The sequence below is a fragment of the Rhizobium sp. YTUHZ044 genome, from assembly GCF_051123975.1.
In the GTDB taxonomy this organism is placed as follows: domain Bacteria; phylum Pseudomonadota; class Alphaproteobacteria; order Rhizobiales; family Rhizobiaceae; genus Rhizobium.
In genome coordinates, this window is record NZ_CP101426.1 from 486,627 (window position 1) to 513,179 (window position 26,553).

Here is a 26,553-nt window from a genome sequence, read left to right on the forward strand (position 1 = left end):
TTCGTGCATCGGGCGCCCGTCGATCCGGATCGTTTGACGCATTCTGAACAAATTGATCGGCCATTCCGGCCGCAACGATAATAAGGGAATGGGTTTGATGTCGATCGTCTTGGGTCGGAGGCTGGCGCGATGAGCTCCCGGATGGCGCGGCTCGGTCTGAGCACATACCGTCTGGCGGGAACCGTGGCCTCACCGGTCGTCGGCCTCTATCTGACCTACCGCACGGCCAAGGGCAAGGAAGACCGGGCGCGCCGCCTGGAACGCTTCGGCTATCCGAGCGCCAACCGGCCGCAAGGCCCGCTCGTCTGGTTCCATGCTGCAAGTGTCGGCGAAACCAATGCCGTCATTCCGCTGATCCGCGAAATCCGCCGCCGCGAGATCCATGTCATCCTGACCACCGGCACCATCACCTCCGCCAGGCTCGCCGCCGAGCGCCTCGGCCAGGAGGCGATCCATCAATATGTGCCGCTGGATCTGAAACCATCCGTCAGCCGCTTCCTCGACTATTGGCAGCCCGATTGCGCCATTATCGCCGAATCCGAGATCTGGCCGGCGACGGTGCTGGAGCTCGGCCGTCGCCGCATCCCGCAGATCCTGGTCAATGCCCGCATGTCGGACCGCTCCTTTGCCCGCTGGCGCCGCCGCCCGTCGATTGCGGAGGCCTTGTTCGAAAACCTCGCCCTCGTCATTGCCCAATCCGATGTCGATGCCGAGCGGTTCCGCAATCTCGGTGCCGTTCCCGTCATCACCTCGGGCAATCTGAAGGTCGATACCGACGCCCCGCCTTATGACAGCGCTGTCTTCTCCCGCTACAGGAAGCAGATCGGAGATCGCAAGACCTGGGCGGCGATCTCCACCTTCGACGGCGAGGAGAATGCCGCCGGCATCGTCCATCGCGCCCTGAAGGAGCGCGATCGTCAATTGACGATCATCGTGCCCCGCCATCCCGAGCGCAGCGACGAGATCGAGGCGGCGCTGGTCAAGCAGGGACTGAAGGTCGCCCGCCGCACCCGTGACGATGTCCTGTCGGCCGATGTCGATGTTTTCCTTGGCGATACGATCGGCGAAATGGGGCTTTATCTCCGTCTGACCGAAATCGCTTTCGTTGGCCGCTCGCTCTTTGCCGAGGGTGGTCAGAACCCGTTGGAGCCTGCCATGCTCGGCTGCGCCATCCTCTCCGGCGGCAATGTGCAGAATTTCCGCGAGGCCTATCAGAAGCTCGCCCGCAGCGGCAGCGCCCGCATGGTGCGCGATACCGAAATGCTGGCCAAGGGCGTGCATTACCTGCTGACCAATGATGAAGCCCGCCGTACCATGATCGAGGCCGGCGTCGCCACCGTGCACGAGATGCGGGGCGCACTATCGGCGACGGTGAAGGGGCTCGAACCCTATATCAATCCGCTGACGGTCAAGGCGCGTTTGTTGCCCAAGGCCGCGGCCCAGGTCTGAGGAGACGCGATGTCGGGCCCGGCGCATATCAAAGGCATCCTCTTCGACAAGGACGGCACGCTGCTCGACTATGACGAGAGCTGGCTGCCGGTCAATCGCGAGCTTGCCCGCATCGCCGCTGAGGGCGACCCACTTCTGGCCGACCGGCTGCTGTCTGCCTGCGGCATGGATCCGGTGAGCGGCCATATCGTTCCCGACAGCCTGCTCGCCGCCGGCAATACAAGGCAGATCGCCGAGGGGCTCGTCGCCGCCGGATCGATGATCGATATCGGGGAATTGACGATCCGTCTCGACGACCTCTTTTCCGGCGCCGCTGAATTTTCCGTGCCGGTGACCGACCTTGCCGGCTTTTTCGCAAGGCTGCATCGGCGCGGTTTCAAGCTCGGCGTTGCCTCCAGCGACAATGAGCGCTCCATCCGCCAGACGGCGGAGCGCTTCGGTTTCGCCCGCTATGTCGATTATATCGCCGGCTACGACAGCGGCTTCGGCGTCAAGCCGGAGCCGGGCATGGTGCTCGGCTTCTGCGCTGCGACCGGGCTTTTGCCATCCGAGGTCGCCATGGTCGGCGACAACAACCACGATCTGCACATGGGCTTGAATGCCGGCACGGGACTTAGGATCGCCGTGTTGACGGGAACCGGCTCGCGCGATTCACTTGCCGCGGCGGCCGATCATGTGCTCGACGATATCACCGCCCTTGAGACGTTGCTGCCCGATCTGCAGCCGGCCTGATCGTAAAGGCTTGCATTTTCATCGATTTTAACCTCTCAATCCCGCCGGGAAAACGAATTCTCTGGCCGGGCGGGGAGCGGGACGGCAAAATGATTTCAGAAGCGCCGCCGTTCTGGTGGAGGAAAGCCGATTGGCGCGCCTGGCTGCTGGCGCCGCTGTCCTTTCTCTACGGCCGTATCGCCGGCCATCGCATGGCCCATGCGCGCCGCGCTTCGGTTTCCGTTCCCGTCATCTGTGTCGGCAATTTCACCGTCGGCGGCGCCGGCAAGACGCCGACGGCGCTGACGCTCGCCCGCGCCGCCAAGGCGAAAGGCCTGAAGCCCGGCTTTCTCAGCAGAGGTTACGGCGGCTCGCTCGACGTGACGACGGTGGTCGATCCCCATCATCACCGGGCGGTCGCCGTCGGCGATGAACCGCTTTTGCTCGCCCAGGAGGCGCTAACGGTGATTTCCCGCCGGCGTGTCGACGGCGCTCGGCGCTTGGTCGCGGAAGGCGCCGACCTCATCATCATGGATGACGGGTTTCAGAGCGCCCGGCTGGCGATCGACTATGCGCTGCTCGTCATCGACGCGACGCGCGGCCTTGGCAACGGCCATATCGTGCCGGCCGGCCCGGTCCGCGCGCCGATCCGCCAGCAGCTGAGTTCGGCGACGGCACTGCTGAAGGTAGGCGGCGGTAATGCTGCCGATGGCATCGTCCGCATGGCGGCACGCGCGGCAAAGCCCTATTTCACCGCATCGCTGAAGGTACGCGGCGACAACAGGCTTGCCGGCATCAAGGTGCTTGCCTTCGCCGGTATCGCCGATCCCGCCAAATTCTTCCGCACCGTCGAATCGCGCGGCGCCGAGATCACGGTCGCCAAGACCTTCGGCGACCACGAACACCTGACCGAGGAGGAGATCGACGATATCCTGACGACGGCCGAACGCCAGGACCTCCTGATCGTCACCACCTCAAAGGATTTCGTTCGCCTCTCCGGTCATCACGGCAAGGCGGAGCAATTGGCGCAGAAGGCCAAGGTGATCGAGGTCGACATGGTCTTCGAGGATCATCTCGCCCCGGGTCTGATCATCGACCGGGCAATCATTGCCTGCCGTGATCGGCGCCTCAGGGAATTGAAGGCTGGGGCTAAAGTAACTCCAGGAACGGCCGAGCGGCCGTAACTGGCTGCTGTGAACCACCTGGCCCGCCTAAATCTGCCTGCAACCCGATCATGCGATCGAATGAAGCAAAGTTTCGCGAGCAGACGTCAGATGCAACCGACAGGCGTGATCGATCAACGCGATATTGCGGCTTTCGAGGGCTTCGATGAGCGCAAGATGTTCCCTGATGGCGACCTCGTTCCGCGCCCGTTCATCACGCTTGTTCCACTGATAGTGATAGTGAAACACCATGGCGATCACGTCTTGGAAGCTTTCAATGAATCGGTTTGGTGCAACTGCCGTAATCAGCCGGTGAAACCGGCTGTCCAATTCCGAGAAATCCTGATACCGGGAGTCGATATCGGCGAGCAGTTCCAAATGTGCGCTCCGCGTAGAGTGGAGCTGCTTCCAGACCGGCGAGCTGTCGGGCAGGGCCGCGAACAGCCGCGCCGAACGCATTTCGAACATTTCTCTGATCTCAAACAGTTCGAGTGCGAAACTCGCTGTGAACCCTTTGAAGACCCAGCCTGCGTTGGGGCGTTTCTCGATCAGCCCATATTTCTGAAATCGATTGAGAAACTCACGGACGATCGTTGTTGCGACGCCGAACCTACGAGCTAGTTCCGCCTCGTTGATTTCTGTGCCCGGGCAGGCATCACCGCGCAACATCCAGTCCATGAAGCTTGTTTCGACCTGTTCCGAAATCGCCAAGGTCTCTTCGCGTGGATAGCGTTCTATCGGCAGCGGTTGCTCACGGACGATCCGCCTGTGCGCTTCAGATACGATGATTCCACGTGCGGACATTCCTGCCAGCACCTTTCGCACTGTTGTCCTGCTTACGCCGAGCTGGGCGCGCAGTGCATTTTCGGAGGGTAACTCCTCCCCAAGATCGAACGTGCGGACAATGTCGATCATATCGTTGAACGCCCGCTTGAAAGTCGTATCGGTTCTCATGGCACAACTGCTGATCTGACTAGATATCCATAAAAAACAAGTTGACGTACGTGTATCATATGTTTCTTATGTATAAAAAACCAGGGAGGCTCGGGGAATTTGGAAGACTCCAGGACGCTGCCTCAAAATTCGTCCCGGCCTGGTGGTTCGCAGGACGCAACCTTCCATCCGAGACAATCTGGCATCGCACTGGGACTGAAGCTGTTGAGCCTGGGTCCACTGTTAATCCTCATTATGCTTATCGCCGTGGTCAGTATTGTCACCCCGGCTTTTTTAAAACCGGTAAACCTCGGGAACATCCTCGCGCAGACAGCAGTGATCGCTGTGGTGGCAATGGGCCAACAGCTTGTCATCCTGACGCGCGGCATCGACCTCTCTGTAGGCTCGAACCTTGCACTGGCGACAGTCATTGGCGGACTTGTCTACCAGCAGGTTGACTCATCGTTCATCGTCATCATGGCCATGCTGCTTGCCGGTGCTGCCGTTGGCGCTATAAACGGCCTGGTCTTTGTCTATGGTCGACTGCCACATCCCTTTATCATCACGCTTGCGACTTTGAGCATCTGCCGCGGTCTGGCCCTCGAATTGGCTCCGGGTCACACGACCATACGTGGGATGCCGGATGCAGTTACCGCCATCGGCGGCGGGACGACGCTTGGCGTGCCCAATTCTTTTTTTGTCATCGGGATGTTCGGGATCGTTTTTCTGATCCTGACGAAGTCGATGGTCTGCGGCCGATGGATCTATGCCGTCGGCGGCTCGCCGAACGCCGCGACAAGCATGGGCATCCCGGTAAGAGGCGTTCTGCTCTCGACCTACATCGTTTCTGGTTTTCTTGCCGGCGCCGGCGCGGTGCTGCTTGCCGGGCGGACCGGTGCCGCCTCGCCGATCTACGGCAATCTCCTGGAACTTGACACGATTGCTGCTGTGATCATCGGTGGCGCCAGCTTCCTTGGCGGACGAGGCCACCTTGGCCACGCCCTAATGGGCGCCGTGTTGATCGGCGTCATCCGCAATGCGCTTAACCTTCTCGGCGTCGACGTGTTCTTTCAGATGATCGCGATTGGGTTCGTCATCGTCATCGCCGTCGAAGCTGACGTGCTTCGTAACCATCTCGAGTCGCGCGCACGCGTGCTTCAATCGGCGGCAGTGCAATGAACCCGGCATCCACCACACCGGCACTTTCGGTTCGAAATGCCCAAAAGCGCTTTGGCGCAATCCATGCCCTGAAGAATGTAAGTTTCGATGCTTATTCAGGTGAGGTAACGGCTCTCCTGGGTGACAACGGCGCCGGCAAGTCGACACTCGTCAAATGCATCAGCGGGCTCCATAGTCTCGACGAAGGAGAGATCCTTATAGATGGTGCTCCGGTATCGCTTCATTCAACTGCGGCCGCCCGCCGCGCCGGGATTGAAACCGTCTATCAGGATCTGGCGCTTTTCGACAACCTGACCCCCGTGCAGAATTTCTACTGCGGTCGGGAGATCTCTTTCCCCTCCTGGTTGCCGCGTCCGCTCCGCTTTCTCAGCACGGGCGAAATGAAGCGGGAAGCAGCGAACGTCATCGATCGCCTGAAGGTTAAGCTGCCGAAATTCGACGCACCGGTCGCACTGATGTCTGGGGGACAGCGACAGGCGATCGCGGTCGCACGCGCCATTGTTTTTGCGCGCAAACTGGTGATCCTTGACGAACCCACCGCGGCGCTCGGCCTTCGCGAGTCTCGCCAGGTTCTTGACATTATCAATCAGCTCAAAGCCGACGGCAATGCCGTGATCATCATCACCCATAACATGGAGCATGTCATTGAGATCGCCGATCGGGCGGTTGTCCTCCGGCAGGGTCGCAAGGTGGGTGAAGTGAAGCCCACAGAGGCGAACAAGCAGGACGTTGTTGCGATGATCGTCGGTGCGGAGGCTTAAGGGGATCGCTGCTTGGTTGGGGCAGCGGAAAACGAGATCGCGCTCTAGAAGAGGGCGGTCGAAACACGGGAGGTGTAATCATGAAACCGCAATCCCTGCTGGGAGCTGTTGCGCTCCTGGTCGTCTCTGTATTCCCGTCCCTGGCGGAGGAGCCAGTGAAGCTCGGGTTTATAACCAAGTTCCCTGTACCGTTCTTCGCAACAATGGAAGACGCAGCGAAAGATTACGCCAAGAGAAATCCGGGCGTCGAGATCATCTACGGCCAGGGTACGTCCGCAACCGACATCGAAGGCCAGATCGCGCAGATTGAGTCGATGGTGACACGAGGGGTGCAGGGCATCGCCCTCACGCCCGTCGATCCCACCGTGTCGACGGCCCTGGACAAGGCGGTAGCGGCCGGTATCAAAGTCGTGCTGATGGACAACAACATTCCGGATTGGAACGGCAGGACAGCGCTTGCCACCACCGACAACCTCGCCGCAGGCAAAATCGCGGGGGAATACCTCAAAACCGTGCTCCATGACGGCGATACGCTCGGGATACTCGAGGGCGTGCCCGGTGTGCCGGCGCTCGATGACCGTGTGAAGGGTATGCTCGAAGGACTGAAGGGCGTTGACGTCAAGATCGTCGGGAAAGGTGCAACCAACTGCACCGAGGAACTCGGGATCAGTGTCGCCGAGGATCTGTTGACGAAAAACCCGGACCTCAAGGCCATTTATGCCGCTTGCGGCCCCCCCGCTGCTGGCGCGGCACGCGCAATCAAGAACGCCGGCATTGCCAGTGACAAGATTGTGCTGGTCGGTTTCGACTTCTGCTGCGGCGAAGAGGAAGCGCTGAAGAATGGAATCGAGGATGCATCAGTGGCGCAGTTTCCCACCAAGATGGCGGAACTCGGCGTGGATGCGCTGGTAAAGTCTATTCGCGGCGAGAAAGTTGAATCATTAATTGACTCCGGCGCGGCGCTCGTGACGGCTGAGAACATGGCGAAATTCAAGTAGCTGCTTCTCTATGCGATTTGTTGAGAGCGCATACGCCGTAGTCGATGCCTTGCGGGCATCCGGTCAAGCAAACGGCTCGTCCTTCGCCGGGCGGGCCTGACATCTGACCGCTCGATTGGCGAAATCGCAGCCCCCGGGCTCGGGATGCAATTGATCGCCGATTCCCTCGGTCAGATGCCTGCGCCGACCACCCATCGGCACACGTCTCCCTAGCGCCGCTGGTTCGGCAGCACGCCGGCGCGTTTGTCGGCTTCGATTGCAGATATAACGTCGGCATAGGGCTCCTGCCGGGCGACGCTCCAGTAGCGCAGCTCGTCGAGCGGGATGTTTTTTCCGGTCATCGCGCAGACCACATAGGAGCCGGGCGAGAGAATCTGGAAATCGCCGTCGAGATAGCGGATCTTCGCCTCGCGGTTTCCGTGCCCTTCGAACAAATTCATGCGCTCCGTTCCCTACAGTCTGTCATCCGTTTGCCATACTCCCGCAAAGGCGGCTTTGCCAGCTTTTTCAGCTTCTGCCGAATAGCCGTTCGATATCGCTGAGCTTCAATTCGATATAGGTCGGCCGGCCGTGATTGCACTGGCCGGAGCCGGGCGTCACTTCCATTTCCCTCAGTAGCGCGTTCATTTCCTCCGGCCGCAGCCGCCGGCCGGAGCGAACCGATCCATGGCAGGCCATGGTCGCCGCCACATATTCGAGCTTGGCCGACAGGCCCGATGCCGTATCCCATTCGGCGATCTCGTCGGCAAGCTGGCGGATCAGGCCATGGGCGTCGACCTCGCCGAGCATGGCCGGTGTTTCGCGCACCGCGATCGCACCGGGACCGAAACGCTCGATCGCCAGACCGAGTTCGGCAAACTCTGCCGCATGCAGCATCAGCCGGTCGCAATCCTCTTCCGGAATGTCGACGATCTCGGGGATGAGCAGCACCTGCGAGGCCAGCCGCTTCGAATGCAGCGCCTTGCGCATCGCCTCGAACACCAGCCGCTCATGCGCCGCATGCTGGTCGACGATGACGAGCCCGTCCTCGGTCTGGGCGACGATATAGTTGGCGTGGATCTGCGCCCGTGCCGCGCCGAGCGGATAACGCCCAACGGTTTCGGGCGCGGCCGGGCTAGGAGAGGCCAGGCCGGGAGACACGGGGTCCGGAAAAAATTGCGGCTCGGCCCGCGCGGTCGGCATCGACAGGCCGTCGAAGGATGCCTGCGGCCGTTCGGAAAAAGCCGGTGCCGGCTGGTAGGGGCGGGAAGGGGAGGTCTCTGCCGACCATGGCGCCTGTGGCTGCTGCCCATAGGGCTGGAAACCGGGGCGGAAGGCGCGCAGCATATCGCTTGCGCCAGTCGTTGCCGCCCGGCTGCCGTCGCGCGCGAGCGCCTCGCGAATGGCGCCGACGATCAGGCCACGCACCAGGCCCGGGTCGCGGAAGCGCACGTCGGATTTGGCCGGATGCACGTTGACGTCGACGAGGGCCGGATCGAGAGCGATCGACAGCACCGCCACCGGATAACGCCCGGACGGGATCGTCTCGGCATAGGCGCCGCGGATCGCCGAGAGGATCAGCTTGTCCTGCACCGGCCGGCCGTTGACGAAGGCATATTGATGCGCGGAGTTACCGCGATTGAAGGTCGGCACGCCGGCAAAGCCGGTCAGCGCGATCTCCTCGCGCTCGGCGTCGAGCGCAATGGCGTTGTCGCTGAAGTCCTTGCCGAGCACCTGCGCCATGCGCGCCAGATGATCGTCGCCCGTCGCCGGAAATTCCAGCGTTGCGCGGTCCGAGCCGGACAGCACGAAGCGCACGGCGGGAAAGGCGATCGCCATGCGTTTGACGATCTCGGTAATGGCGCCGGCTTCAGCCTTTTCTGTCTTCAGGAATTTGAGCCGGGCAGGCGTGGCGAAGAACAGGTCGCGGACTTCGACGATCGTGCCGGGATTGGCGGCGGCGGGCCTGAGATGCAAGACCTTGCCGCCGGCAACGGCGATCTCGTGGCCGCCGGCACTGTCGCGCTTGCGGCTTGCGATGCTGAGCCTCGCCACGGACCCGATCGACGGCAGCGCCTCGCCGCGGAAACCGAGCGTTCTGATATCCTCGAGCGTCTCGGAGATCTTCGAGGTGCAATGGCGCCTGATTGCCAGTTCCAGATCGGCGGCGTCCATGCCGAAGCCGTTGTCGCTGACCCGCAGCAGCGCCTTGCCGCCGCCTGCCGTGGCGATCTCAATGCGCGTCGCCCCCGCATCGAGCGCGTTCTCGATCAATTCCTTGGCAGCGCTCGCCGGCCGTTCGATGACTTCGCCGGCGGCGATCTGGTTGATGAGCGTTTCGGAAAGCTGTCTGATGGCCATGGGCTATTTTCGGGGATTCGCGGGCTGGAGGGAAGGGGTCTCGGATCGCTTGGCGAAACTGTGATCCGCGGCTCCCCCGAATTCGGGGATCGGTAGTGTTAAGCCGGTTTTAACAGAAAAATGGCATTTCTAATCACACACCTCCGGAAGCCGCGAAATCGAACAGATGTGGGACGAAATGGAATGAGTGCCGGCTTCGAAAAGGCGGACACATCATCAGAGACCGACGGGACGCTCGCCGGGGCCGATCTGCAGACGGCGCTCTTCGATGCGGTGTGCGACAGCCTTTCGGCAGCGTTCATCATCTACGACAAGAACGATCATCTGATCTTCGCAAGCCGCCAGATTCTCGAATTCTTCCCCTTGCCGTCCGAGATGCTGAAGCCCGGAATCCGACTGCGCGATTTCCTGGGCGCGATCTACGATACCGGCGTTCGCCAGCAATATGATATCAAGCAGAGCGGCTCGCTCAGTCGCGAGGACTGGCTGTCGCAGAAGATCGCCTCGCATTGGCGCGAGCGCTTCGAATCCGTCGAGCGACATGGCGCCGACAGCTGGGTCCGCTTCGTCAAGCGCAGGCTGCCGGGCGGTTACGGCGTCACCGTCGTTTCCGACATCTCCGAGGACAAGAAGCGCGAGGAGCAGTGGCGCTCGGACCTGGAGCGGGTGCAGCTCACCGAAGACATTCTCGATAACCTGCCGTTCCCGCTTTTCGTCAAGGATCGCAACCTCACCTATGTCGCGGTGAACCTCGCCTTTTGCGAGAAATACCAAAGGAGCGCCGACGAGGTGCTCGGGCGCAAGAGCGGCGACCTCTTCTCACCCGAGATCGCCAAGCGCTTCGAGGAAAGCGATCGTCACGTGCTGGAAACCGGCGAGATGTCGATCTCCCGCCAGCGGCAGATTTCCCGCGACGGCATCGAGCGCGACATCGTCAGCCGCAAGCACCGCATCGGCAAGCCCGGCCGCTATTTCCTGGTGTCGACCATGCAGGACCTGCCGCGCGACGGCGCCGATCTCGAGGAGTTCGACCGCGCCTCGGCGATCACCGCCTCCGCCAACCAGAGTTATCGCCGCGCCTATGTGCCAGTGCCGAGCGCGGTGGAGCGCCGCGAGCCGGCAGCGATGGAGGCGATCGTTCCGGAGAATTTCTCCGGCCGCAAGATCCTCGTCGTCACCGCCGACCTCGCTGCCGAGACCGCCGCTCTGCGGACGCTGACGAAATATGGTTTCGAATCCTGCTCGGTGCGCGGCGAGGATGAAGAAGAGCGGTTCCTGGAAATCGCCACCTCCTCCGGCATTTCGCTCGATCTGCTGATCATCGACAATCAGATGGGCATGCGCTGCCTCGAGCTTGCCGAACAATATGGAATTCCGGCGCTCGTCATGGACGGGTTCCAGATCGCCAACGAACTTACCTTCCAGATCGCCCGCCATTTCAACCGCAACAGCCGCAACAGCGGCGGCGGTGCGGATACGGATTGGGAAATCAGCATTTCCGACGATACGGTCGGCCTGCAGGTTCTTGTCGCCGAGGACAACGATATCAACCAGATCGTGTTTTCACAGATCCTCGAGGGCCTCGGCTATCGTCATATGATCGCGGCGACCGGCGACGAGGTCGTGCGCCTCTGGGCCGAACACCGGCCCGGGGTGGTGCTGATGGACATTTCGTTGCCGGGCTTCAACGGTTTCGAGGCGGCGCGCCTGATTCGCCAGATGGAGGAAGCCGGCGGCGCAGCCCGCACCCCGATCATCGGCGTGCTGACTCAGGCCTTCGAGCGCGATCGCGCCGAATGCGCCAAATCGGGCATGGACGACGTCATCATGAAGCCTGTCAGTCCCGACATGCTGGAGACGATATTTCAGAAATACCTGACGGAAGGGGCTGCGCCGATTCGAGCGAGCGGATGAGACGCAAGTCCGGTCGACGTCTCCCATAAACCGCAACCTCCCCAAATCTGGGGTAGATCAGCTCGTCAAGGCGGCTGATTACTAGCGAATTGTTAAGAAATGCCGGTCATTCTCTCCCCGGCTGCGGAGGGAAGCTCGGGTTTGGATGATGAAATCGGCGGAAACAGCTTCCTTGACCGTGAGTCACAATGAGCTTCAGGCGATGGCTTATACCGATCCGCTGACCGGGTTGGGAAACCGCAATCGCATGCGCGACAAGGTGCTGCAAATCTCCGCCGAGCGCGCCGGCGATCCCGCGCCCTTCACCATCGGTATCGCCAATCTCGACAGCTTCAAGCCGATCAACGATCTCTTTGGCTCCTCGGCCGGCGACGAGATCCTTTGCCAGGTCGCCCACCGGCTCCGGGCTTGCATTCCGGACGGAGCGCTGGTCACCCGTCACGACGGCGACGAGTTCGCCTTCGTGCTGCCGTTGATTTTCGAGCGGGCAAGCGCCGAGAAATTCGGCCAGATGATCCGCGAGGTGTTGTCGGCGCCCTATGACCTCGGCGACCGCAATGTGCGTCTGTCTGCCTCCTTCGGCTTCGCCATCTATCCCTTCGCCGGAGAGGACTGCGAAGAACTGTTGAAGAGCGCCGAAACCGCCCTCTATCGTTCCAAGCGCCGCGGCCGCGGCCAGATCACCGTCTATTCGCGTGAAATCGCCCAAGAGATGAAGCGCGCGACACAGCTGGAGCAGGCGCTCAGAAATGCCATCATCTCCGACGCGATCGACGTTCATTTCCAGCCGATCGTCTCGCTTGCCAACAATCAGGTCGTCGGCTTCGAGGCGCTTGCCCGCTGGAACGATCCCGATCTCGGTTTCGTGTCCCCCGGCGTCTTCGTACCGCTCGCCGAGGAGCGCGGCTTCATCGATGCGCTGTCGGAGGCCCTGCTTCGCAAGGCCGCCGAAGCAGCCCTGTCCTGGCCGCGCGAACTCTTCCTGTCCTTCAACCTCTCTTCGGCGCAGCTGATGGATCCCGGCACGAGCGGCAGCATCCTGTCGATCCTCGGTCGCGTCGGCTTCGATCCGCACCGCCTGGAACTGGAGATCACCGAGACGGCGGTGATGGGTTCGGCCGATACTGCCCATCGCATCATCGCCGATCTGCGCGCCGCCGGCGTGCGCATCTCGCTCGACGACTTCGGCACCGGCCAGTCGAGTCTCGGGCGTCTGCGCGACTTCATCTTCGACAAGATCAAGATTGACCGCGCCTTCGTCTCGCGCATCAATTCCGACCGCGCCTCCGAACACATCATCAAGGCGATCCTTTCCATGTGCGAAGGCTTGGAGCTTGAAGTCGTGGCCGAAGGCATTGAGGATTATGCCGAAGCGGCGAAGCTGCGCACACTCGGCTGCGGCATGGGCCAGGGCTACCATTTCGGCCGTCCGGCCGATGGCATCGCCACGCTGCGCTTCCTGCACGAGAACTATTACGATATGGCGCCCGCCGAGCGCGTCAGCGCATAAGCGATCCCAGCAAAAGTGCGCAGCGGTTTTGCGTCCGGGATTGCGTAAAGCAAACAGCCAATCCCAGCAAAAGTGCGCAGCGGTTTTGCGTCCGGGATTGCGTGGAACAAACAAGCCAATCCCAGCAAAAGTGCGCAGCGGTTTTGCCCCCGGGATCGCGTCAGGCAAAAGTGCGCAGCGGTTTTGCGTGGTGAATTGCGTGAAACATGCAATCAGAAAAAGCGATGGCGCCCCTAGGAGCGCCATCGCCTACGCTATACTACCGCGCGCGGTTTACTTAGGCGTGGTCGAGCCGGTTGCCGTCGTATCGGTACCGGTTGCGGCCGGGGCCTTTTCTGCAGACTGCATTGCCAGTGTCTTGAACTCGGGCGCAGCCTTCAACGATTCGGCCGTTTCGCTTGTTGTCAGCTTGAGACTGCCGTCCTGGGTGTTCTGGGCAACCGTGATCTTGTCTATCGGAACGGCGACATCCTTTTCGCCGATGCCGAGGAAGCCGCCGACGCCGACGATTGCGGCAACGATTCCGCCGTCCTTCTTGAGGATAAGGTCGTTGATGCTGCCGATGCTTTCATTGTTGCCGTTGTAGACCGACTGGCCGATATAGGTGTTGGCGCTGATCTGGTCCGGAGCCTGCTCCGTCAGATAGGTACCTTGAGCTACATCCGTGGTCGGTTTTGCAGCCGGAGCCTGTGCAGCGTCGCCTGCGGGCTTGGTGACATCAGGGGTGACCGGCTTGGGGGCAGCCGGGTCGGCCGGCGCTGCCTGATTGGTGGCGGCGGGATCGGCAGGCTGCGGCGCCGTCTGCGAGAATGCCGCCGGTGCGAAAGCCGTGGCAAACAGCGCGCCAGCGGCAACGGTCGTCAAAAGTTTGCGTGTCATTTCGAACCTACTTTCATTTCCCTAGAGTGATCGCTGACTCGGCAATGCATCATCCTTGCCGCGCCGGTTCGAAGGGAAAATGAGTGGTGCGCCGATTGGTTCCGGTTGAAAACACGGAAAATTTCTCGATTATCACGGAACTTTTATTAGCGAACGGGGCCGAGAGGAAAAAAGGCGCCCCCGCTTGGGAGCGCCTTGAATGCGGCTGGCCGACGCCGCAATCAGAGCACATAGACGGGATCGAACACGCCCTTGACTTCGATGCCGAGTTCCAGAAGCGCGCCGGCACTCGGCTGAGCCGAACGGGCATCCTCGTCAAGCCCTTCCCAGGCCGTCGTTACCGCCAGCCGGTCGGCATTGGCGCCGATGAAGGCAGGGCAGGAAGGCTGGACGGCGGGAACCTTGTAGCGCGAGATGCGCAAGCCATCGGGATTGTAGCGATCGACGACGCCGGCGCCCCAGCGGGCATTCCAGATATAGCCGTCGGCATCGACCACCGAGCCGTCAATGTCGCCGGGTTCGTTCATGCTGTCGACGAGCACGATCGGCTCGCCCGAGGGCAGGCCGGTCTGCGGATCGACCATGACGCGCATCAGCCGGTTGATGCGGGAATCCGTGTAGTAGCCGATCGTGCCGTCCGGGGAAAAGCAGATCGAATTCGGAATGCTGATGCCGTTGAAGATCTTTGTCACCTTGCCGCCGGCGACATGATAGATGGCGCCGGCCTGGTTCTCCGCCCGCTTGCTCATCGTGCCGATCCAGAGTGCCCCCGACGGATGGGTGCGGCCGTCGTTCGAGCGATTCTCCGGCCTGTCGTTTTCGAGCGCGGCATAGAAGGTGAGGTTGCCGCTCGCCACGTCGCGCACGAAAAGCCCTTGCTCCGTCGCAATCAGCTGCCGTTCGGCGTCGATGCGGGCCAGCACGCTTGCCATTACGGGCAGCGGATGGACCTTTTTCTCCCCTGTTGCGAGTCTGAGCTCGTGCAGCTCCTTGCCGAGGATGTTGAACCACCAGACCGTATTGCTGTCCGGATCATAGGCCGGTCCTTCGCCGAGAACGGAATTGGTGTTGCAAAGGGTCTTGCCTTCGAACTCGTAAATGTCGGTCATGCGTTCACGCTCCCATGGCTGCATCATAGGCGTAAATGGTCGCCTTGGCGCGCTCGGCAACCTCTGCCGCAGTCATTCCGGGCTTATAGAGGCTGGTGCCGAGGCCGAAGGCTGAGATGCCGGCCTTGGTGTAATCGGCGAAATTCTTGTCCGACACGCCGCCGACGGCGGCAATCGTCAGTTCCGGCGGCAGGATCGCCCGGATCGCCGTGATGCCGGAGGGGCCAAGCACGCTCGCCGGGAAGAATTTGAGACCGGTGGCGCCGGCGCGCGCTGCCGCTAAGGCCTCCGTCGGCGTAAAGACGCCGGGCATCGTCACCATACCATAGTCGCGCGCCCGGATGATCACCTCGGGCTCGACATTGGGTGTGACGAGCAGCGTGCCGCCGGCCGCATTCAGGCTGTCGACCGCCTCGACCGTCAGTACCGTGCCGGCGCCGATCAGCACCTCGGCCGGCGCCATCTTCGCGGCGATCTCGATGGATTCGAACGGCTCCGGCGAGTTGAGCGGAATCTCGATCGCCGTCAGGCCGTTTTCGATCAGGGCGCCGACGACGCTCTCGGTCTCGTCGGGCCGGATGCCGCGCAGGATGGCGATCAGCGGACGCTTCATGTCGGGGAAGGGGATACGGTTCATCGTGTCAGCTTTCTCAATTCGGCCAGATGGCTTCGGCGGCTGCCGATAGGCCGCGGCGCACGGCCGCATCGGCGTCGATGGCGGTGAAGGCAAGGGAGAGGGTGTTGAAGGCCTGCTCGTAGAGCGCCTGCAGGCGTCCGGTGGCGACGAGGGTGATGCCAGTGCCGTTGGCGGCATCTTGCAGCGCGCCGGCAATTTCGAGGCCGATCAGCGTGCCGGAAAGCCGGGCCTGCGCGGCCGCGGCGGAGATCCCGTGCAGCAGCTGGCCGGAACGAGCGGTAAACAGCAGATTGGAGGCAAGTGCGGGATGCGCAAAGGCCGCCGATACGGCCGCCTCGAAGGCAGCCGCATCCGCCGGCTGTTGTTCGGCACCTGACACGGCATGCGACAGGATCGTGTTTTTGCTGATCGCGTCGAAAAGTTCGCCGGTCATGAAGGTCGAAAAGCCGGTGACCTTGCCGTCCACGACATGCACCCATTTCGAATGCGTGCCGGGCATGCAGACTGCCTGCGCCGCCGAATTCGCGCGACCGAGCGCGCCGAGGAGCTGGGTTTCCTCGCCGCGCATGACGTCGGGCCTCGCCACATCGCGCTGGGCAAGGCCCGGCAGGATGCGGATGTCGCGGCTTTCACCCGGCACGCGGACCGCCGCGGTGAGGATCGAGGCGAGCGGCGCCGGCACGTCGATATAGCCGGCTTCGACCCAGCCCTGCCTTGCGCCGGCCATGCCGCAGACGATGACAGGCAGGCTTTCCGGCGCTTCGATGGCGGCAAGATGTGCTGATAGCACCTGGGAAAAGCCGGTCTTTGCCGCGCTCGTCATGCCTTCGCCGCTGCGGCGTTCGGCAAGGATGCCGCCGTCCCTGCCGATCAGCCAGAGCCGGAAACTGCTGGTGCCCCAGTCCACCGCGACATAAGCGGGATTAGCCATTACAAAACGCCTCCGTCGACGATCAGGGACTGGGCGGTCATCGCCGCCGCGCAGTCGGATGCAAGAAACAGGCAGGGACCGACGATGGCTTCCGCCTTGAGCGGGAATTTCAGGCATTGCTGCTCGACCGAGCGTGCGATGCTTTCCTCGGTGAGCCAGAGCTGCATCTGCCGCTCGGTGACGATCATACCGGGCAGGATGCAGTTTACCCGGATATTTTCCGGCCCGAGCCGGCCGGCCATGCTCTTCGTCAGTCCGACAACTGCCGCTTTCGCTGCCGCATAGGCGGGAAATCCGCCCATGTTCAGCTTGAAGGCGATCGACGACATATTGACGATCGCGCCGCCGCCGGCCGACCGCATCGACGGCGCCACCGCCTGCGAGGTGAAGAACACGTGCCGCAGATTGACCGCCTGATTGTTGTCCCAGTAGGCCTCGGTCACAGCGTCGAATTCGTGGCGGTCATCCCAGGCGGCATTGTTGACGAGCACGCGGATCGGCCCGGATGTCTGAACGACGGCATCGACCGTGCGCCGGATCGCCTCGATGTCGCGCAGATCGGCATGGTAGAAGAGCACCGGATGCGCCGTTTCCCGCGACAGTCTTTCCGCGAGTTCCGTGCCGGTCGTCTCGGCAATGTCGATGAAGGCGACCTTGGCGCCTTGACGTGCGAAACCTTCGACGATCGCCGCGCCGATGCCGGATCCGCCGCCGGTCACGAGCACGACGCGATCCTTGAACTCGGGAAATTGTGCTGCCACCGCGCTCACCGTCTCCTCCGGTCTCTGGTGTTCCATTATTTGGAACTTAATTTGACTATGTGGAATTATCGGATTATGCTGGCCTTTCTGTCAAGGGCGCATGCTTGCAAGGGCGGACCGATTCAATGGCACATAGACAATGACTTCGAGCGACGGCATGGCCCAAGCGCGCGAGACCGGCACCCTCGGCAAATTGATGGTTCTCCTCGATCTCGTCACCCACGCGGATGCGCCATTGCGCTTCACCGATATCCTGGCGCTCGCCGGCCAGCCGCGCGGCACGCTGCATCGCCAGCTCAGCCACCTGGTGGAGGAGGGGTTGCTTGAGTTCGATGGCGACGGCCGTTATGCGCCGGGCCTGCGCCTGCTCGATTTTGCCGCGCGCAGCTGGGCGCGCAACGAATTCCGCCTGGTTGCCGAGCCGCACCTGAGCGAACTCCAGCAGGCGACCGGCGAGACGGTGCATCTCGGCGTTCTCCGGGGACAGTCGATCATCTATCTCGACAAGGTCGAAGGCCGTCAGCCGGTGCGCATGTATTCACAGATCGGCAATGCGTCGCCCTGCTACTGCACCGGCGTCGGCAAGGCCGCTCTTTCGCTGCTTCCGCCCGAAACTCTTGTCGATCTCCTCGCCGGCCTGAGCTTCACCCGCTTTACCGCCTCGACCCATGCTTCGGCCGAGACGCTTGCCGCCGAAGTCCGCGAGATTGCCGAACAGGGCTATGCTTTCGACCGCGAGGAGCACGAGGCCGGCATCCGCTGTGTCGCCGCACCCATCTGGTCGGAGGATCGAACCTTCATCGGCGGCATTTCGGTCACCGGCCCGGCCTATCGGCTGTCGATGGAACTTCTGCACCAGTGGGCCGTTCCCGTTCAGCGGGCGGCGAGAAAGATCATGGAAGGCATGCGTGTCCGTCTCGGCCCGCGCCGCTGACGGAACAGGCATCTACCGTACCATTGCTGGACGTGATTTGCGGAGCATGCTTATGACGAGCGCGATATCGAGCCCTAGCGAATCTGGACAGCTACTGCGCGAAAATCTACAATCATGCAGCGGTCATGTGCCCAATGTTGAGCATATGGCACATTTTCCTCAAACCGAAGATTGTAATTTCCCGATACAATCCAACCATGCGGCGGCAGAATTCGCATGGAATTTTCCCGATTGCTGTGTCGAAGATGAAGAAATGTGATGGCACCCTTGTCACAGGTATCCACTGAAGAAGACGACTATGTTCAGGAAATAGCTGGGCTGAAGACCCAGTTCGATATCTTCCGGTTCATGAAACGCGTGACCGAAGCGTATCGCAGCCGCGCCTTCATGGTTCTCAACCTGCCGCCGATCACCTCTATGGATCTTCAAGCCAGCACAGTGATCACCAGCTGGCCGGCCGAGCTTCTGGCGATTTACGACCAAGAGGGCTTGATGGTGAACAGCCCGGTTCTGAGGCGGTTGAGGACATCGACGCGGCCGTTCTTTTACGATATGTCGCGTGAGACCTGGTCGCGGGACGACGGCAAGTCCGCCCTGGTCACGGGGTTGTTCGAGCGTTTCAGGATGATGCGCGGCGCCTATTTCCCAACCCATGAGGCCTCCGGCCTGCGCGGCGCCGTCTCCTTCTCGGGCGATCGTGAACCCTTCAGCGCCGCCGAGATGCGCGAGCTTTGCTATATCGCCATCCATGTCTTCGACAGGCTTGCCGAAATCCGCAACCTCGATGCGCGCATGACGGACTCGCTGACCGACCGCGAGATCGACTGCCTCAACTGGACGGCGGCCGGCAAGACCAGCGCCGAAATCGCCGAAATCCTGGCGCTGTCCGAACATACGGTCAATCATTACCTCAACCGCGCCACCAAGAAGCTCGACACGGTCAACCGCACCCAGGCGGTCGCCAAGGCGCTGCGGATCGGCCTGATCAAATAAGTTGCAAAGATGGCGGCGCGCTGTGGCCGGCCGCTCAGTGCTTAGGCAAAACCGGGATGCTGCCCCGGCACTTCTCCGCGCTTTTCCGATTTTTTTCATCTGGCACGCTTTCTGCATCTTTGTTGCCAGAGGTCCAGAGGGGACTTTGATGACCAGCGCCAGGAAATGGCGCGGCCGACACACCGCTGTCCGACGCCGACGCCGCTTCTCTCCCGGCGTTCGGCGTCGGAGGCGGTTGTTGCCTTTCGGCACCGCTTCGTTCGCAGCTGTTCACGAATTCCTCTTCCTGATCACTTTTCTCTGGCCTTTTTTTCGGCTTGCGCTAGTTCGCCCCGCATTGCGCCGGTTCTCGGGGAGAGAGACCGTTGCGGCCATCAGGGCGAAAAGCCCGGCGGACTTGATGGCCGCAACGGATTCGCGGGGTCCCCGCCGGCGTTTTTCGAAGCCCGCGAATTGATTTTCCTCCCGATGATTTTGTTTGGCGAAGGCGGGCGGCTCCACTATCTCTACCGCATGATTTCATGCCTTGGTCGGAATCGGCTAGGACTAAAATCATGTGTGCGCAATGAAAGACGCGCGGCGCCGTAGTCTGCGAGAAGAAGCAATGAGGGTGGAATGACCGACGTCACGAAGGAACAGGTTCTCGAAACGCTGAAGACCGTGCGCGGACCGGATCTCGAACACGACATCGTCGCGCTCGGCATGGTCTCCGATGTCTTCATTTCCGACGGCAAGGTCTATTTCTCCATCACTGTTCCGGCCGAGCGCGCCAAGGAGCTGGAGCCGATGCGGCTTGCCGCCGAGCGCGTCATCAAGGAGATGCCGGGTGTCAAAGGTGCGCTCGTCACGCTGACCGCGGACAGAAAGGCGGCGTCCGCCGCGCCCGCCGCCCGGCCCGTGCCGAATCCGCCTCACGGTCACGCCGGTCATGATCATGGGGGCCACGATCACGGGCACCACGCGCATGCGCCGCAGCAGCCGCCGCCCCGCGCCGGCAAGATCGGCGTCCCCGGCATCGGCGCCATTATTGCCGTCGCCTCCGGCAAGGGCGGGGTCGGCAAGTCGACCACCGCCGTCAACCTGGCGCTCGGCCTGCTCGCCAATGGTCTCCGGGTCGGCATTCTCGATGCCGATATCTACGGCCCCTCCATGCCGCGGCTCTTGAAGATCTCCGGCCGCCCGACGCAGATCGATGGCCGCATCATCAACCCGATGGAGAATTACGGCCTCAAGGTCATGTCGATGGGTTTCCTCGTCGACGAGGAGACGGCGATGATCTGGCGCGGGCCGATGGTCCAGTCGGCCCTGATGCAGATGCTGCGCGAAGTGGCATGGGGCGAGCTCGACGTCCTCGTCGTCGACATGCCGCCCGGCACCGGCGATGCGCAATTGACGATGGCCCAGCAGGTGCCGCTTGCCGGCGCCGTCATCGTTTCCACGCCTCAGGATCTCGCCCTGATCGATGCCCGCAAGGGCCTCAACATGTTCCGCAAGGTCGAGGTGCCGGTGCTCGGCATCGTCGAAAACATGAGCTATTTCATCGCGCCCGACACCGGCACCCGCTACGACATCTTCGGCCACGGCGGCGCCCGCAAGGAGGCTGAGCGCATCGGCGTGCCCTTCCTCGGCGAGGTGCCGCTGACGATGAACATCCGCGAAACCTCCGACGCCGGCACGCCGCTGGTCGCCTCCGATCCGAACGGCGTCGTCGCCGGCATCTATCGCGGCATCGCCGCCAAGGTGTGGCAGCAGCTCGGCGGCCAACCCCAGCGGCCGGCGCCGGCGATCGTCTTCGAATGACGTCTCCGGCTATGGGCACGACTTCCGGGCCAGGGCGCGGATGACAGCAAAGCGCTGAACCGCCGAATCACCGTTGCGATCACTCCGAATTGTGCGGGAAACGTGGTGAAAAGGCGCACTTCACGGAAGATGTCTTGATTATTTCACGGCTTTGCTTCATATGCCGCGGCGCCATGATGGCGTTGCTGCAGATGCTCATGACGGCCGTCTTCGTTTCGAAGGTCCGGCCCGCCTGCAAGGTCGAAGGATGGGTACTGCGATGCGGTTGAGCACAATGGGCATGCTGGCTTCAAGGCCGGATGCAGCCGGAGTTGTATGAACTTTCTTGATCCGCTTCCGTTTGGACCTGGAACGAGCCACCCTCGCATTGCCGCGATGGCGGACGGATGGAAAGGCTTGCAATGAAGATGATGACCACGAAGTGGCGTGAGCATCGGAGACGCTGCCGGTGATCACCGCTTATTGTTCTAATTGCAGATCGGTCGAGATCCGCGATCTCTCGCAGACGGCATCCGTTCCCCAGGATATCGTCTGGATCGACATGATCGAGCCGAGCCGCGAGGAGGAGCTTTATGTCGAAAAGGTCCTCGGTATCGGAGTTCCGACCCGCGACGATCTGAAGGACATCGAACCGTCGGCTCGCCTTTATATCGAGAACGACGCCGTCTTCATGACCGCTTCGCTGGTCTGGAAGGCGGATACCGACGCGCCGACGCTGACCGATGTCGCCTTCATCCTGACCGGAAACCGTCTGGTCACCATCCGATACGCCCAACCTAAATCCTTTGCGCTGTTCATCGCCGCCCTGCACCGGCTGCCGGAAAACTGGCGCAGCGGTGCGGCCCTTCTCGCCAAGCTCTTGGAGACGATCGTCGACCGGACCGCCGAAATCCTGGAAACCTCGGTCTCGCGCATTGACATCCTGTCGACGCACGTCTTCGGCGACCGGGCTAAAAAGGTCCGTAAGCCGTCGAATTACCTTGAGGAAAAGCTGCGCGATATTGCCGGCCATCATCGTATGATCAGCAAGCTACGCGACAGCCTCGGCTCGCTTTCCCGGCTAATGACATTCTTTCACACCATCCCGGCGATCCAGCAGGACCGCGAGGCGAAGGAACTCTGCCGCACCGTGTCGCGCGATATCCAGTCGCTGTCGGAGCATGCCTCCTTCATCGCTGCCAACATCACCTTCCTGCTCGACGCCTCGCTCGGTCTGATCAACATCGAGCAGAACTCGATCATCAAGATTTTCTCGATCGCCTCGGTCGTGTTCCTGCCGCCGACATTGGTCGCCTCGATCTATGGCATGAATTTTCATGTCATGCCCGAGCTGGCCTGGACGGCGGGTTATCCCTATTCGCTGACTTTGATGGTAATATCGGCCGTCATCCCCTTTTTCTTCTTTCGCTGGAAAGGCTGGCTCTGAGGAGCCTGTTGAAATTTCATGTCCGAAGAGAGCCATCCTCCGCACGAACGCCATATGACGCCGCGCAAGCTGTTCTATCTCGCGCTCGGTTCCGTCGGTGTCGTCTACGGCGATATCGGCACAAGCCCGCTCTACGCGTTTCGGGAAGCGCTGAAGCCCGTCGCCCATGACGGTGTCACCCGTTTCGAGGTCATTAGTCTGATTTCGCTGATGATCTGGGCGCTGACCATCATCGTCACCATCAAATACGTTCTCTTCCTGCTGCGCGCCGACAACGACGGGGAGGGCGGCACGCTGTCGCTGCTCGCCCTTCTGATGAAGACCGCCAACGGCCATACCGCACTGCTGATGCTGCTCGGACTGATGGGCGCTGCCCTGTTCCTCGGCGATGCGATGATCACGCCGGCGCTTTCGGTGCTGTCGGCCGTAGAGGGTCTGAAACTCGTCACGCCCAGCCTGGCGGACTATATCGTGCCCATCTCGGTGGTGATCCTGGCGCTGCTCTTTGTCGTGCAATCGCGCGGCACCGGTGCCGTCGCCAAGTTCTTCGGGCCGATCACCGCCGTCTGGTTCCTCGTCATGGCCGCCGCCGGCATTTCCCACATCTCCGACGATTTCGGCATCCTCGCCGCCTTCAACCCCTATTATGCCGTCAGTTTCCTGCTGCATGAGGGTTTTTACGGCGTCGTCGTTCTCGGTGCGGTCTTCCTGACGGTGACGGGCGCCGAGGCGCTTTATGCAGATCTCGGCCATTTCGGCCGCCGCCCGATTCAGTGGGCTTGGTTCCTGCTGGTCTTCCCGGCGCTGACGCTGAACTATCTCGGGCAGGGCGCACTCGTGCTCGGCAAGCCGGAGACGATGTCCGATCCCTTCTATCTGATGTATCCGCAATGGGCGCTGCTGCCGGTCGTCATCCTCGCCACCGCCGCAACAATCATCGCCAGCCAGGCCGTCATAACCGGCGCCTTTTCGCTGGTGCGCCAGGGCATCAACCTCGGCTTCCTGCCGCGCATGGAAATCCTCTTCACTTCGGAAACCAACACGGGACAGATCTTCTTGCCGTCGGTCAACGCCGTGCTGTTCTTTGGCGTCATCTTCCTGGTGCTGAGCTTCAAGACGTCGGACGCATTGGCGACCGCCTACGGCATCTCCGTCACCGGCGCCATGGTCGTCACCTCGATCATGGCCTTCGAATTCGTCCGCGCCCGCTGGAATTGGTCGCTGCCGGTTGCGGTGATCGCGCTCGCGCCGCTCGTCGTCCTCGAAATGATCTTCCTCGGCGCCAACCTTCTGAAGATCCACGATGGCGGCTATATCCCGATCCTGATCGCCACCGCCTTTACCGTGGTCATGTGGACCTGGCGCCGCGGCACCGCGATCCTGATGGAAAAGACCCGGCACACCGATATTCCGCTCGCTTCCTTCGTCAGTTCGATCGAGCGCAAGAGCGAGCATTCGCCGGCGCAGGTTCCGGGCACGGCGATCTTCCTGACCAGCGATCCGGAATCGGCCCCCGCCGCCCTGCTGCACAATCTCAAGCACAACCACGTGCTTCACGACCGCAACGTCATCCTGACGATCCGCACCGTCAACAAGCCGCGCGTACCGAGCCACGACCGCTACAAGGTCGAGCCGATTTCCGAACGGTTCTCGCGCGTCGAGCTGCTCTTCGGCTTCATGGAATCGCAGAACGTCTCGCAGGCGCTGGCGACGCTGCGCAAGACCGGACTGAAGTTCGACATCATGTCGACCTCCTTCTATCTCGGCCGCCGCAAACTGGTGCCGGATGCCAAGTCGGGCATGCCCTACTGGCAGGACCGTCTTTACATTGCGCTGGCCAACGCCGCCGCCAACCCCTCGGATTACTTCCGTCTGCCGGCCAACCGCGTCGTGGAGCTGGGCTCGCACGTTATTATTTGATGGGTGCGGACGAGATTGCTGACGGGGGTGACCGCGCTTTGAACGGCTCTTCCGCCATCTCAACCTCCGGCATGCTCGGCCTTGAGCCGAGCATCCACACTGGACCTGCCAGCAGCGGCACGGGTCCTCGGCTCAAGGTCGAGGACAACGGAGATTGGGGGATGCGTTCCCGTCCAACTCGCTCTGCAGAGCTATAAGGCCAGAAGGAGCGCAGCGGCTCTGGATGGACGAAACTATCCGCCACATTAGAATATCCAAAGGCGCTCATAGTCACTTTCCGGCACACCCCGTTAACCGGACGTCAAGGTTAATGAGTGATTTTCGATGGCATGTTCCCGCGTTCCATGCACGGAGTTCGTGTTGCGTCGAAAGAGCCCTTCCCGTAGCAAGCTGCGTCTTCTTCCCGAGAACTGGGTGTCGCCCGCTATCTTCGGGCTTGCCGGCTGGCTGATCTTCCCGAGCGTTGCTTCCCACGCCGATCTCGCCACCATGCTCGCCGGTCTCGATCGTGAGGGGGAGAGCTGGCGCATGGTGCTGACCAATTCGCCGGCCGGCTCCATCCATCAGGCCGAGCTCGCCTTCGCCGGCCCGGCAGCGACCGGCTCGATCGCCTCAGGCGCCGGCATGGTGCTGCCAGATGGCCGCAAGGTGGCTTTTACGGCCAAGGACAAGGGTCACGAGGACACGCCGGATGAGGATCGCGTCATTCGCGGCACGAAGAAAGGCCGCGTCGTCGCCGTCGAGAAGATGCAGCCGCCGAAGGATTTTTCCGCCGGCTCCATTCTCGAGCGCACCAAGATGCTGTTCACCCCGAACTTCGATCTCAAGGACAGGTCGGCTTTCGTCAAGCCGAAGATCCAGGGCAGGGAAATCGAGATCGCCACCTCTTTTTATAAGAAGCAGCCGGTGATGCCGGAGGTCGGCGTGCCGGCGATGCTCGCAAGCCTTGTCACCAGCAACAAGGCCGACGTGCTGGCCACCGCCTATGCGCCGGCGGCACCGGATTACGCCCGCCAGTCGCCCTTCGATTCGATCTTGACCGAACCCGAGAGCGGCCGCTTCGTCCCCCAGATCGGTCCGGGCGATCACGCCTGGGCCGCAAGCGTGCTGCCGCCGAGCGTCTTTTCCGCCCGCGAGCAGCAATGCCTTGCCTCCGGCATCTATTTCGAGGCGCGCGGGGAATCGGTGAAGGGCCAGGCGGCCGTCGCTCAGGTTATCCTCAACCGCGTTCGAAACCCCGCCTATCCCAAGAGCATTTGCGGCGTCGTCTACCAGAACGAAGATTGGCGCAACCGCTGCCAGTTTTCCTTCGCCTGCGACGCCATCAGGGACCGGGTGAATTCGCAATATCACTGGCGGGTGGCCCGCGACGTGGCCATGGCAGTGACATCAGGCAAGATCTGGCTGCCGCAGGTAGGTTCGGCAACACACTACCATGCCGTCTATGTCAGGCCGAAATGGGCAAAGACCATGGAGAAGGTCGGCCGCATCGGTCTCCACGTCTTCTATCGCACCTATGGTGGCGGCTGGAGCTGAGATAAAGCGCTGGGGCCAGGCCGATTTTTCGCCCCCAAAAGCGGATTCTTTCCGTCGAATTTGCGCGCTCGGCCGGAAATCGACTTATCCCTTTGATTTCACGAATTTATTTTCTGGCTGGACAGAAGCCGTCTACGCCTTGACTATACCAAGCCCTAAAACTATGTTGCGCGCGACTTCAGAACGGGCCGGAAGGGTCTCAACCTTCGCGTCCGGGGTCCGAATGACCGGGGTAGCGGGAGTGCGGGCGACGGGCAGGCGAGGAGAGATCCATGGCGGATGACCGCGAGGAAAGTCTTGAGAAGCGCCGTGCGCAACTGGGAGCGGAACTCGCGACCAAGCGCGCTGAGGCGGGAGTGGAACAAGCAAGCGAGGCCCAAGCCGAGGTAAGCCGCAAAGGTTATGCCCAGGCGATGAAGCTCTCCAGCGAGTTCATTGCCGCAATCGTCGTCGGTGCCGTCCTTGGCTATCTTCTCGACCGTTTTGTTGGCACGGCGCCTTGGGGGTTGATTGTTCTTCTGCTTCTCGGATTCTGTGCTGGCGTTTTGAACGTGCTGCGTTCTGCGGGGGTGGTGGCCCACCCTCTGGACAAGGACGATAAGAAATAGAGGGCCGGTCCCGGTCCAGTGCAATGACCCCGCGTCCTGCGGGCCAAAGAGAGAGAACAAG

23 protein-coding genes are annotated in these 26,553 nt (G+C 61.8%); 15 read left to right on the forward strand and 8 right to left on the reverse strand.

Going from position 1 to position 26,553, the window contains the following annotated elements; translation table 11 throughout:
• Positions 1-129: 129 nt before the first annotated feature.
• The 3 genes from waaA (at position 130) to lpxK (ending at position 3,344) form a co-directional block, all read left to right on the forward strand.
• Positions 130-1,449, forward strand: a complete 1,320-nt coding sequence (gene waaA, locus NL154_RS02360; RefSeq protein ID WP_210629026.1) for a lipid IV(A) 3-deoxy-D-manno-octulosonic acid transferase — start codon at positions 130-132, stop codon at positions 1,447-1,449.
• A gap of 9 nt (positions 1,450-1,458) precedes the next feature.
• Positions 1,459-2,181, forward strand: a complete 723-nt coding sequence (locus tag NL154_RS02365) for an HAD family hydrolase (protein WP_210629025.1) — start codon at positions 1,459-1,461, stop codon at positions 2,179-2,181.
• A gap of 89 nt (positions 2,182-2,270) precedes the next feature.
• Positions 2,271-3,344, forward strand: coding sequence for a tetraacyldisaccharide 4'-kinase (gene lpxK, locus NL154_RS02370; protein WP_434733506.1), 1,074 nt, complete (start codon positions 2,271-2,273; stop codon positions 3,342-3,344).
• Positions 3,345-3,392: 48 nt separating this feature from the next.
• On the opposite strand, the gene NL154_RS02375 is transcribed toward lpxK, so the two are convergent.
• Positions 3,393-4,277: a GntR family transcriptional regulator gene (locus tag NL154_RS02375; protein ID WP_221146696.1), complete on the reverse strand. Its 885-nt coding sequence runs from the start codon at positions 4,275-4,277 to the stop codon at positions 3,393-3,395.
• 99 nt (positions 4,278-4,376) lie between these two features.
• Here NL154_RS02375 and NL154_RS02380 point away from each other — a divergent pair, with 99 nt between their 5' ends.
• The 3 genes from NL154_RS02380 (at position 4,377) to NL154_RS02390 (ending at position 7,194) form a co-directional block, all read left to right on the forward strand.
• The gene (locus tag NL154_RS02380; protein ID WP_434733507.1) at positions 4,377-5,435 is read left to right on the forward strand and encodes an ABC transporter permease; all 1,059 of its coding nucleotides are present in this window, start codon (positions 4,377-4,379) and stop codon (positions 5,433-5,435) included.
• On the forward strand, positions 5,432-6,196 hold the full coding sequence (locus tag NL154_RS02385; RefSeq protein ID WP_210629021.1) for an ATP-binding cassette domain-containing protein: 765 nt from the start codon (positions 5,432-5,434) through the stop codon (positions 6,194-6,196). The genes NL154_RS02380 and NL154_RS02385 overlap by 4 nt, the downstream gene beginning before the upstream one ends.
• 80 nt (positions 6,197-6,276) lie before the next feature.
• Entirely contained in the window at positions 6,277-7,194 is a 918-nt protein-coding gene (locus NL154_RS02390) for a sugar ABC transporter substrate-binding protein (RefSeq protein ID WP_434733508.1), read from the forward strand.
• A 209-nt stretch (positions 7,195-7,403) separates the two neighbouring features.
• Here the strand turns inward: NL154_RS02390 and NL154_RS02395 are convergent, their stop codons facing one another.
• On the reverse strand, positions 7,404-7,634 hold the full coding sequence (locus NL154_RS02395) for a DUF2093 domain-containing protein (RefSeq protein WP_010010632.1): 231 nt from the start codon (positions 7,632-7,634) through the stop codon (positions 7,404-7,406).
• Positions 7,635-7,701: 67 nt separating this feature from the next.
• The gene (gene mutL / locus NL154_RS02400) at positions 7,702-9,534 is read right to left on the reverse strand and encodes a DNA mismatch repair endonuclease MutL (RefSeq protein ID WP_210629018.1); all 1,833 of its coding nucleotides are present in this window, start codon (positions 9,532-9,534) and stop codon (positions 7,702-7,704) included.
• A 183-nt stretch (positions 9,535-9,717) separates the two neighbouring features.
• Between mutL and NL154_RS02405 the strand changes: the two genes are divergently transcribed.
• Positions 9,718-11,448, forward strand: a complete 1,731-nt coding sequence (locus tag NL154_RS02405) for a response regulator (protein WP_434733509.1) — start codon at positions 9,718-9,720, stop codon at positions 11,446-11,448.
• Between the two features lie 145 nt (positions 11,449-11,593).
• Positions 11,594-12,958, forward strand: a complete 1,365-nt coding sequence (locus NL154_RS02410; protein ID WP_210629016.1) for a putative bifunctional diguanylate cyclase/phosphodiesterase — start codon at positions 11,594-11,596, stop codon at positions 12,956-12,958.
• Positions 12,959-13,231: 273 nt separating this feature from the next.
• Here the strand turns inward: NL154_RS02410 and NL154_RS02415 are convergent, their stop codons facing one another.
• The 5 genes from NL154_RS02415 to NL154_RS02435 all read right to left on the reverse strand — a co-directional run bounded on the left by NL154_RS02415 (position 13,232) and on the right by NL154_RS02435 (position 17,311).
• A complete protein-coding gene (locus NL154_RS02415; RefSeq protein WP_210629014.1) occupies positions 13,232-13,837 on the reverse strand; it encodes a PRC-barrel domain-containing protein in 606 nt (201 codons plus the stop codon).
• 221 nt (positions 13,838-14,058) lie between these two features.
• Positions 14,059-14,946 (reverse strand): SMP-30/gluconolactonase/LRE family protein, encoded by an 888-nt coding sequence (locus tag NL154_RS02420; protein ID WP_210629013.1) that lies wholly within the window; start codon positions 14,944-14,946, stop codon positions 14,059-14,061.
• A gap of 4 nt (positions 14,947-14,950) precedes the next feature.
• Positions 14,951-15,583 carry a 2-dehydro-3-deoxy-6-phosphogalactonate aldolase gene (locus NL154_RS02425; protein WP_210629012.1) on the reverse strand — a complete coding sequence of 211 codons (633 nt, stop codon included), beginning with the start codon at positions 15,581-15,583 and terminating at the stop codon, positions 14,951-14,953.
• A gap of 13 nt (positions 15,584-15,596) precedes the next feature.
• Positions 15,597-16,514: a 2-dehydro-3-deoxygalactonokinase gene (locus NL154_RS02430; protein WP_210629011.1), complete on the reverse strand. Its 918-nt coding sequence runs from the start codon at positions 16,512-16,514 to the stop codon at positions 15,597-15,599.
• Positions 16,514-17,311 (reverse strand): SDR family NAD(P)-dependent oxidoreductase, encoded by a 798-nt coding sequence (locus NL154_RS02435; protein ID WP_210629010.1) that lies wholly within the window; start codon positions 17,309-17,311, stop codon positions 16,514-16,516. The genes NL154_RS02430 and NL154_RS02435 overlap by 1 nt, the downstream gene beginning before the upstream one ends.
• 103 nt (positions 17,312-17,414) lie before the next feature.
• Between NL154_RS02435 and NL154_RS02440 the strand changes: the two genes are divergently transcribed.
• From NL154_RS02440 to NL154_RS02470, 7 genes are all read left to right on the forward strand, one after another.
• Positions 17,415-18,209, forward strand: a complete 795-nt coding sequence (locus NL154_RS02440; RefSeq protein WP_210629009.1) for an IclR family transcriptional regulator — start codon at positions 17,415-17,417, stop codon at positions 18,207-18,209.
• A gap of 258 nt (positions 18,210-18,467) precedes the next feature.
• Positions 18,468-19,202, forward strand: coding sequence for a LuxR family transcriptional regulator (locus tag NL154_RS02445; RefSeq protein WP_210629008.1), 735 nt, complete (start codon positions 18,468-18,470; stop codon positions 19,200-19,202).
• Between the two features lie 615 nt (positions 19,203-19,817).
• Positions 19,818-21,002, forward strand: a complete 1,185-nt coding sequence (locus NL154_RS02450) for an Mrp/NBP35 family ATP-binding protein (protein WP_210629007.1) — start codon at positions 19,818-19,820, stop codon at positions 21,000-21,002.
• A 448-nt stretch (positions 21,003-21,450) separates the two neighbouring features.
• Entirely contained in the window at positions 21,451-22,428 is a 978-nt protein-coding gene (locus tag NL154_RS02455) for a magnesium transporter CorA family protein (RefSeq protein ID WP_434733510.1), read from the forward strand.
• Between the two features lie 18 nt (positions 22,429-22,446).
• The gene (locus NL154_RS02460; RefSeq protein ID WP_221146689.1) at positions 22,447-24,348 is read left to right on the forward strand and encodes a potassium transporter Kup; all 1,902 of its coding nucleotides are present in this window, start codon (positions 22,447-22,449) and stop codon (positions 24,346-24,348) included.
• Positions 24,349-24,672: 324 nt separating this feature from the next.
• Positions 24,673-25,884, forward strand: a complete 1,212-nt coding sequence (locus NL154_RS02465) for a cell wall hydrolase (protein ID WP_430961286.1) — start codon at positions 24,673-24,675, stop codon at positions 25,882-25,884.
• Positions 25,885-26,156: 272 nt separating this feature from the next.
• The gene (locus tag NL154_RS02470) at positions 26,157-26,492 is read left to right on the forward strand and encodes an AtpZ/AtpI family protein (RefSeq protein ID WP_210629003.1); all 336 of its coding nucleotides are present in this window, start codon (positions 26,157-26,159) and stop codon (positions 26,490-26,492) included.
• Positions 26,493-26,553 lie beyond the last annotated feature (61 nt).

Excerpts from the sequence above, each read along its gene's own strand:
- waaA (WP_210629026.1), top strand. The coding sequence starts at position 130 with ATGAGCTCCCGGATGGCGCGGCTCGGTCTGAGCACATACCGTCTGGCG.
- NL154_RS02365 (WP_210629025.1), top strand. The coding sequence starts at position 1,459 with ATGTCGGGCCCGGCGCATATCAAAGGCATCCTCTTCGACAAGGACGGC.
- lpxK (WP_434733506.1), top strand. The coding sequence starts at position 2,271 with ATGATTTCAGAAGCGCCGCCGTTCTGGTGGAGGAAAGCCGATTGGCGC.
- NL154_RS02375 (WP_221146696.1), bottom strand. The coding sequence starts at position 4,277 with ATGAGAACCGATACGACTTTCAAGCGGGCGTTCAACGATATGATCGAC.
- NL154_RS02385 (WP_210629021.1), top strand. The coding sequence starts at position 5,432 with ATGAACCCGGCATCCACCACACCGGCACTTTCGGTTCGAAATGCCCAA.
- NL154_RS02390 (WP_434733508.1), top strand. The coding sequence starts at position 6,277 with ATGAAACCGCAATCCCTGCTGGGAGCTGTTGCGCTCCTGGTCGTCTCT.
- NL154_RS02395 (WP_010010632.1), bottom strand. The coding sequence starts at position 7,634 with ATGAATTTGTTCGAAGGGCACGGAAACCGCGAGGCGAAGATCCGCTAT.
- mutL (WP_210629018.1), bottom strand. The coding sequence starts at position 9,534 with ATGGCCATCAGACAGCTTTCCGAAACGCTCATCAACCAGATCGCCGCC.
- NL154_RS02405 (WP_434733509.1), top strand. The coding sequence starts at position 9,718 with ATGAGTGCCGGCTTCGAAAAGGCGGACACATCATCAGAGACCGACGGG.
- NL154_RS02410 (WP_210629016.1), top strand. The coding sequence starts at position 11,594 with ATGATGAAATCGGCGGAAACAGCTTCCTTGACCGTGAGTCACAATGAG.
- NL154_RS02415 (WP_210629014.1), bottom strand. The coding sequence starts at position 13,837 with ATGACACGCAAACTTTTGACGACCGTTGCCGCTGGCGCGCTGTTTGCC.
- NL154_RS02420 (WP_210629013.1), bottom strand. The coding sequence starts at position 14,946 with ATGACCGACATTTACGAGTTCGAAGGCAAGACCCTTTGCAACACCAAT.
- NL154_RS02425 (WP_210629012.1), bottom strand. The coding sequence starts at position 15,583 with ATGAACCGTATCCCCTTCCCCGACATGAAGCGTCCGCTGATCGCCATC.
- NL154_RS02430 (WP_210629011.1), bottom strand. The coding sequence starts at position 16,514 with ATGGCTAATCCCGCTTATGTCGCGGTGGACTGGGGCACCAGCAGTTTC.
- NL154_RS02435 (WP_210629010.1), bottom strand. The coding sequence starts at position 17,311 with ATGGAACACCAGAGACCGGAGGAGACGGTGAGCGCGGTGGCAGCACAA.
- NL154_RS02440 (WP_210629009.1), top strand. The coding sequence starts at position 17,415 with ATGACTTCGAGCGACGGCATGGCCCAAGCGCGCGAGACCGGCACCCTC.
- NL154_RS02445 (WP_210629008.1), top strand. The coding sequence starts at position 18,468 with ATGGCACCCTTGTCACAGGTATCCACTGAAGAAGACGACTATGTTCAG.
- NL154_RS02450 (WP_210629007.1), top strand. The coding sequence starts at position 19,818 with ATGACCGACGTCACGAAGGAACAGGTTCTCGAAACGCTGAAGACCGTG.
- NL154_RS02460 (WP_221146689.1), top strand. The coding sequence starts at position 22,447 with ATGTCCGAAGAGAGCCATCCTCCGCACGAACGCCATATGACGCCGCGC.
- NL154_RS02465 (WP_430961286.1), top strand. The coding sequence starts at position 24,673 with ATGGCATGTTCCCGCGTTCCATGCACGGAGTTCGTGTTGCGTCGAAAG.
- NL154_RS02470 (WP_210629003.1), top strand. The coding sequence starts at position 26,157 with ATGGCGGATGACCGCGAGGAAAGTCTTGAGAAGCGCCGTGCGCAACTG.